Source organism: Pseudomonas sp. PS01299, from assembly GCF_029960145.1.
Classification (GTDB): domain Bacteria; phylum Pseudomonadota; class Gammaproteobacteria; order Pseudomonadales; family Pseudomonadaceae; genus Aquipseudomonas; species Aquipseudomonas putida_A.
Genome location: NZ_JASCPO010000258.1, coordinates 1 through 7,463 on the forward strand (window position 1 = coordinate 1; position 7,463 = coordinate 7,463).

Sequence of the window (7,463 nt, forward strand, 5' to 3'; positions counted from 1 at the left end):
ATTGATGTAGTCAGGGCTGGCCCCTTCGCGAGCAAGCCCGCTCCCACATTTGAAATGCATTCCCCTGTGGGAGCGGGCTTGCTCGCGAAGAGGCCGGCCCAAACAACACAAATACCAGGAAGTGACCATGACCAGCACCGCCCAGCACAGTCAGGTTGTACAAAAGCAATTCGGTGAACAGGCCGCCGCCTACCTGAGCAGCGCTGTTCACGCTCAAGGCACCGAGTTCGCGCTGCTACAGGCTGAACTGGCCGGGCAGGGCGAAGCCCGGCTGCTGGACCTGGGTTGCGGCGCCGGTCATGTGAGTTTTCATGTGGCGCCACTGGTCAAGGAAGTGGTGGCCTACGACCTGTCGCAGCAGATGCTCGATGTGGTGGCCGCTGCGGCGGTTGATCGCGGCATGAACAACATTGCCACGGTCAACGGCGCCGCCGAGCGCCTGCCGTTTGCCGATGGTGAATTCGATTACGTGTTCAGCCGTTATTCGGCGCACCATTGGAGCGACCTCGGTGTGGCCTTGCGAGAGGTGCGCCGGGTGCTGAAACCGGGTGGCGTGGCAGCGTTCATCGACGTGTTGTCACCGGGCAGTCCGCTGTTTGACACTTACCTGCAAAGCGTCGAAGTGCTGCGCGACACCAGCCACGTGCGCGACTATTCCGCCGGTGAGTGGCTGCGTCAGGTCAGCGAGGCCGGGCTGCATACCCGCAGCACCAGCCGTCAGCGCCTGCGTCTGGAGTACCGCAGTTGGGTCGAGCGCATGCGCACGCCCGAAGTGATGCGCGCGGCGATCCGCCAGTTACAGCAGTCGATGGGCAACGAAGTGCGCGAATATTTTGAGATTGATGCCGACGGCTCGTTCAGTACAGATGTAATCGTACTGATGGCTGAGCGCTAAGAATTTTTCCGGGCGCGCCCTGAGTGGCGCACCGATTGAAGACACGAGGAAAGCATGAGCAAGCAGATTCTGATTCTCCCAGGTGACGGTATTGGTCCGGAAATCATGGCCGAAGCGGTCAAGGTGCTGGAGCTGGCCAACGACAAGTACAGCCTGGGCTTCGAGCTGAGCCATGACGTGATCGGTGGCGCCGCCATCGACAAGCATGGCGTGCCGTTGGCCGACGAAACCCTCGAGCGTGCCCGTGCTGCCGATGCAGTCCTGTTGGGCGCCGTGGGCGGCCCGAAATGGGACACCATCGAGCGTGACATCCGCCCTGAGCGCGGTCTGCTGAAAATCCGTGCGCAACTGGGCCTGTTCGGCAACCTGCGTCCGGCGATCCTCTACCCGCAACTGGCCGACGCTTCGAGCCTGAAGCCGGAAATTGTTGCCGGTCTGGATATCCTGATCGTCCGTGAGCTGACCGGCGGCATCTACTTCGGCGCGCCACGCGGCACCCGCACCCTGGAAAACGGCGAGCGTCAGTCTTACGACACCCTGCCGTACAGCGAAAGCGAAATCCGCCGTATCGCCCGCGTCGGTTTCGACATGGCCATGGTTCGCGGCAAAAAGCTGTGCTCGGTGGACAAGGCCAACGTGCTGGCGTCCAGCCAACTGTGGCGTGAAGTGGTCGAGCAGGTCGCCAAGGATTACCCTGAAGTCGAACTGAGCCACATGTACGTCGACAACGCCGCCATGCAACTGGTGCGCGCACCGAAGCAGTTCGACGTGATCGTCACCGACAACATGTTCGGCGACATTCTCTCCGACGAAGCCTCGATGCTTACCGGATCGATCGGCATGCTGCCGTCGGCCTCGCTGGATTCAAACAACAAGGGCATGTACGAGCCGTGCCACGGTTCGGCCCCGGACATCGCCGGCAAAGGCATTGCCAACCCGTTGGCGACCATTCTGTCGGTGTCGATGATGCTGCGTTACAGCTTCAATCTGCACGATGCGGCCGACGCCATCGAGAAAGCCGTCAGCGTGGTACTGGATCAAGGCTTGCGTACCGGTGACATTTATTCGGCCGGTTGCACTAAAGTCGGAACGCAGGAAATGGGTGACGCAGTAGTCGCCGCGCTGCGGAATCTGTAATCTCTCGGGCCCGCTGCGAAATTCAATACAAAGCAGCGGCCCACTTTTCAAGAAGGTGTAGTTGCGATGAAACGTGTAGGTCTGATCGGTTGGCGCGGCATGGTCGGTTCCGTGCTCATGCAGCGGATGCTGGAAGAGCAGGATTTCGATCTTATCGAGCCGGTGTTTTTCACCACTTCCAATGTCGGTGGCCAAGGCCCGTCCGTGGGCAAGGACATTGCTCCGCTCAAGGACGCTTACAGCATTGAAGAGCTGAAAACCCTCGACGTGATTCTGACCTGCCAGGGCGGCGACTACACCAGCGAAGTGTTCCCGAAGCTGCGCGAAGCCGGCTGGCAGGGTTACTGGATCGACGCGGCTTCCAGCCTGCGGATGAACGATGACGCCGTCATCATTCTCGACCCGGTCAACCGCAAGGTCATCGACCAGCAACTGGACGCGGGCACCAAGAACTACATCGGCGGCAACTGCACCGTCAGCCTGATGCTGATGGGCCTGGGTGGTCTGTTCGAGGCCGGTCTGGTCGAGTGGATGAGCGCCATGACTTATCAGGCGGCCTCCGGTGCCGGCGCGCAGAACATGCGTGAACTGATCAAGCAGATGGGCGCGACCCATGCTGCGGTGGCCGATCAGTTGGCCGATCCGGCCAGCGCGATCCTCGACATCGACCGTCGCGTGGCCGAAGCCATGCGCAGCGACGCGTACCCGACCGAAAACTTCGGCGTACCACTGGCCGGCAGCCTGATCCCGTGGATCGACAAGGAACTGCCGAACGGCCAGAGCCGTGAAGAGTGGAAGGCCCAGGCCGAGACCAACAAGATCCTCGGCCGCTTCAAGAGCCCGATCCCGGTCGACGGCATCTGCGTGCGCATCGGCGCCATGCGTTGCCACAGCCAGGCGCTGACCATCAAGCTGAACAAAGACGTGCCGATCGCTGATATCGAAGGGCTGATCAGCCAGCACAACCCTTGGGTCAAACTGGTGCCGAACAACCGCGACATCAGCATGCAGGAGCTGAGCCCGACCAAGGTCACCGGCACCCTGAACGTACCGGTGGGTCGTCTGCGCAAGCTGAACATGGGCTCGCAATTCGTCGGTGCCTTCACCGTCGGCGACCAACTGCTGTGGGGCGCGGCCGAGCCGCTGCGCCGCATGCTGCGGATCCTGCTTGAGCGTTGATCGCTTGAAGTCGTGAAAGAACCCGCGCCTTGTGAGAGGTGCGGGTTTTTTTATGTCTGAGGTTTTCCGGTGTCAGGTCTGGCGCCTTCGCGAGCAAGCCCGCTCCCACCCTTGAAATGCGTTCCCCCTGTGGGAGCGGGCTTGCTCGCGAAGAGGTCAGAACAGACACTGCAAGTCCCGCAGAAATTGCCTGCATGGCAGTCACCCGGTAAAGTGCCGCTCCCCCCGTTTCGCCAGAGGTAGAACCATGACCCAGACCCTTGATATTGCCGTCGTCGGCGCCACCGGTACTGTCGGCGAAACCCTCGTACAGATTCTCGAAGAGCGCGACTTCCCGGTCGGCAACCTGCACCTGCTGGCCAGCAGCGAATCCGCCGGCAGTTCGGTGCTGTTTCGCAACAAGAACGTGCGCGTGCGTGAAGTCGACGAGTTCGATTTCAGCAAGGTCAAACTGGTGTTCTTTGCCGCTGGCGCTGCCGTTTCCCTGAGTTACGCGGCGCGTGCCCACGCGGCCGGTTGCTCGCTGATCGATCTGTCCGGCGCATTACCGGCCGAGCAGGCGCCGCAAGTGGTGCCGGAGGCCAACGCCGAGGTCATTGCCGGTCTGAAAGCACCGTTCCAGGTCAGCAGCCCAAGCCCTTCGGCGACGACGCTGGCCGTGGTGCTGGCGCCGCTGCTCGATTTGCTCGAACTGCAATACGTCAACGTCACCGCCAATCTGGCCGTGTCCGCCCAAGGTCGCGAAGCTGTGACCGAGCTGGCGCGGCAGACCGCTGAGTTGCTGAACATGCGTCCGCTGGAGCCGACTTTCTTTGATCGGCAGATGGCCTTCAACCTGCTGGCCCAGGTCGGCACGCCCGACGCTCAAGGCCACACGCTGCTGGAAAAACGGCTGGTGCGCGAGTTGCGTCAGGTGCTGAAGCAGCCTTTATTAAAGATTTCCGCCACTTGCGTTCAAGCCCCGGTGTTTTTTGGCGATAGCTATAGCGTGACCTTGCAGTCAGCGAGTGCGGTTGACCTGGCAAAGGTCAACGCTGCGCTTGAGGATGCGCCCGGCATCGAGCTGGTTGAGGCCGGCGATTATCCGACTGCAGTGGGTGACGCGGTGGGGCAGGACGTTGTCTATGTCGGTCGGGTGCGCAGCGGTGTCGACGACCCGGCGGAACTTAATCTGTGGCTGACGTCAGATAACGTACGCAAAGGCGCCGCCCTGAATGCTGTGCAGGTCGCTGAATTGTTGATAAAAGACCTGCTGTAAAAGATACTTGGCAACAATTTGTCGACTGATTCTAGGTGAGCGCTATGCTTGCCCGGAGCACTTCATAACGTGTCACCCTCCGGGACTTTCCGGGGCATCAAAGAAATGATCGCGCGCGGCAGTCTGTCGTCGTCGCGCGCAATGCCTTACGGCAGCGGCAATCAACATCTTCTCGCTGGCCGAGGAACGTTCAAACAAAGGATGAGGCTATGGTTCAAGTTCGCAAACTGGTGTTAGCAATAGCGGCCGCCTCGGCGCTGTCCTCCGGTATGGCGCATGCCCTCGGGCTCGGGGAGCTGACCCTGAAGTCGACCCTGAACCAGCCGCTGGTGGCCGAGATCGAGCTGCTCGACGTCAAGGATCTCACCGCTGCCGAAGTGGTGCCGAGCCTGGCTTCACCCGAAGATTTCGCCAAGGCCGGTGTCGATCGCCAGGCCTTCCTCAACGACCTGACGTTCACCCCGGTGCTCAACGCCAGCGGCAAAAGCGTGCTGCGCGTGACTTCGAGCAAGCCGCTGTCGGAACCGATGGTGAAATTCCTCGTGCAGGTGATGTGGCCGAATGGCCGTCTGCTGCGCGATTACAGTGTGCTGCTGGATCCGTCGAAATTCTCGCCACAGACCGCTGACGCCGCCGCGCAACCGGCACCGTCGCAGACCATCACCGCACCGACCACCGGCGCCACGCACCCGTCGCAATACACCACCACGCCGCGCGACACCCTGTGGGAAATTGCCGCGAAGGCGCGCACCGGCGGTTCGGTGCAGCAAACCATGCTGGCGATTCAGGCGCTCAACCCGGATGCGTTCATCGACGGCAACATCAACCGGCTGAAAACCGGTCAGGTGCTGCGCCTGCCGGACTCGGTGGAAAGCACCGCGCTGCCGCAATCGAAAGCGATTGCCGAAGTCGCCGCGCAGAACGAAGCCTGGCGTCAGGGTCGTCGCTATGTGGCCAAGCCGGGTACCGGCCAGCAGCAGCTCGATGCCACCAAGCGTGGTCGCAGCAATGTCGGCGCCGGCCAGAATGCCAAGGACAACCTGAGTCTGGTCTCTGCCGAAAACGCCAAAGGGCGTAGCAAAGGCCCGGCCGGCGATGCCAAGGCGTTGAGCAACAAGCTGGCGGTGACTCAGGAAAGCCTCGACACGACCCGTCGTGACAACGAGGAACTGAAAAGCCGCATGGCCGATCTGCAAAGTCAGCTGGACAAGCTGCAACGCCTGATCGAGCTGAAGAACAATCAACTGGCGAAGATGCAGGCCGAAGGCCCGGGCGCTGCGCCAGCCGCCACTGCTGCCGTACCGGCGATCACCGCCGAACTGGCTGCAACCCCTCCAGCCACCCCGGCAGAAGCGGCGCCAACACCAGAATCGGCGATTGCGCCACCGGTCGACACGCCTGCCGAGACGCCAGTGGTTGCGCCAAAACCGGTAGTCGATGAAGACAAAACCTTCAATGAACTGCTGACCAATCCGATCCTGCTGGGTCTGATCGGTGGCGGTGCGGTGGTGTTGCTGCTTCTGCTGTTGCTGCTGGCCCGTCGCCGCAAAGCCCAGCAGGAAGCCGAGAAACACCTGCGCATGGCCCGCGCTCTGGCGGAAGAGCAAGAGTTCTCCGCCGAGCAGGATCTGCCGGAAAGCAGCTTCGAAGGCCTGGAAACACCTGCTGCCAGCGTCAAGCTCAACACCCCGGCACCTGCGCCAGCGCCTGCTGCGGTAGTGGCTCCGGTGGTGATGGCTGAGCCGATTGCCGCGCCATTGGTCGCACCGTCCGCCGAGCGTTCCGATGACGTGCTGGACAAGGCTCAGTCGCACATCAATGCCGGTCGCCTGAATCAGGCCGCAGCGTTGCTGGAAGAGGGCGTCAGCCTCGAGCCGCAACGCAGTGATCTGCGTCTGAAGCTGATGGAAGTCTACGGTCAGCAGGGTGATCGCGATGCGTTCGTGGGTCAGGAGCGTCAGTTGGTGGCCAACGGTGATAACTTCGCCAAGGTCGAAGAGCTGAAAAAACGCTTCCCGGCCATGGCGGTCGTCGCTGTCGCGGGTCTGGCTGCAGCGGCAGCCGCCGCCGAACTCGATGCGCAATACGTCAAGGAGCTGCTGCTCGACGAGCCAGAGGCGCCTGCGCCTGAGCCTGCGGCGGACGACCTGGATAGCGCGTTCGACCTGAGCCTGGACGATCTCGACAACATCACTCCGGTTGAGCCTGCACCTGTTGTTGAGCCTGAAGCTCCGGTGGAGCTGGACGAGTTCCCGGCCGACGACGATCTGAGCTTTGAATCGGTGCTGCAACAGCAGACCGAGATCAAAGAGAACCTCGACGACCTGTCGGACTTCGACCTCGATCTGGATCTGGGTGCCGAGCCTGCGCCAGCTCCGGCGGCGGATCTGGCGGATGATGACTTCCTGCTGGATCTGGACGAAGGCGTGAAAGATCTGTCGCCGGCCGAGCCTGTGGTCGCCAACGAAGTGCCACAGGACGATCTGGAGCTGCCGGCGGATTTCGATCTGTCGCTGGCTGATGAAATGGACAGCAACCCGGCGGCCGAGCCTGACGCATTCGCAGCGGAACTGAATGACGTCAACGCCGAGCTGGATCGCCTGTCGCAGAGCATCGCCGAGCCGACCTTCACCGAAGCCGATGCGGCCATGGGCGATGATCTGGGCGAGGACGATTTCGACTTCCTCGCCGGCACCGACGAAGCCGCGACCAAACTCGATCTGGCCCAGGCCTACATCGATATGGGCGACAGCGACGGCGCACGCGACATCCTCAACGAAGTGTTGACCGAGGGTGACGAAAAGCAGCGTGGCGAAGCCAAGGAAATGCTTTCGCACCTGGCATGAGCCAGCGTCAGCAGTAAACGGAACGGCAGCCCATCGAGGCTGCCGTTTTTGTTTGGGCTGGATTTCTGTGGTGCCTGATCGACCGCCTTCGCGAGCAAGCCCGCTCCCACATTTGGAATACATTCCTCCTGTGGGAGCGGGCTTGCTC

Annotated in this window: 5 protein-coding genes; all 5 read left to right on the forward strand. The window is 61.8% G+C overall.

Annotated elements, in window-relative coordinates; genetic code table 11:
* The first annotated feature begins 127 nt into the window (after positions 1-127).
* Positions 128-895 (forward strand): class I SAM-dependent methyltransferase, encoded by a 768-nt coding sequence (locus QMX91_RS26965; protein ID WP_282413640.1) that lies wholly within the window; start codon positions 128-130, stop codon positions 893-895.
* Between the two features lie 54 nt (positions 896-949).
* Positions 950-2,032, forward strand: a complete 1,083-nt coding sequence (leuB, locus tag QMX91_RS26970; RefSeq protein ID WP_027611530.1) for a 3-isopropylmalate dehydrogenase — start codon at positions 950-952, stop codon at positions 2,030-2,032.
* A 66-nt stretch (positions 2,033-2,098) separates the two neighbouring features.
* Positions 2,099-3,211, forward strand: a complete 1,113-nt coding sequence (gene asd, locus QMX91_RS26975; protein ID WP_003226428.1) for an aspartate-semialdehyde dehydrogenase — start codon at positions 2,099-2,101, stop codon at positions 3,209-3,211.
* A gap of 247 nt (positions 3,212-3,458) precedes the next feature.
* Entirely contained in the window at positions 3,459-4,469 is a 1,011-nt protein-coding gene (locus tag QMX91_RS26980; protein WP_027611531.1) for an aspartate-semialdehyde dehydrogenase, read from the forward strand.
* 209 nt (positions 4,470-4,678) lie between these two features.
* Positions 4,679-7,315, forward strand: a complete 2,637-nt coding sequence (locus tag QMX91_RS26985; RefSeq protein WP_134786874.1) for a FimV/HubP family polar landmark protein — start codon at positions 4,679-4,681, stop codon at positions 7,313-7,315.
* The last annotated feature ends 148 nt before the right edge of the window (positions 7,316-7,463 follow it).

Coding starts and splice junctions, on each gene's coding strand:
- QMX91_RS26965 (WP_282413640.1), top strand. CDS start 128: ATGACCAGCACCGCCCAGCACAGTCAGGTTGTACAAAAGCAATTCGGT.
- leuB (WP_027611530.1), top strand. CDS start 950: ATGAGCAAGCAGATTCTGATTCTCCCAGGTGACGGTATTGGTCCGGAA.
- asd (WP_003226428.1), top strand. CDS start 2,099: ATGAAACGTGTAGGTCTGATCGGTTGGCGCGGCATGGTCGGTTCCGTG.
- QMX91_RS26980 (WP_027611531.1), top strand. CDS start 3,459: ATGACCCAGACCCTTGATATTGCCGTCGTCGGCGCCACCGGTACTGTC.
- QMX91_RS26985 (WP_134786874.1), top strand. CDS start 4,679: ATGGTTCAAGTTCGCAAACTGGTGTTAGCAATAGCGGCCGCCTCGGCG.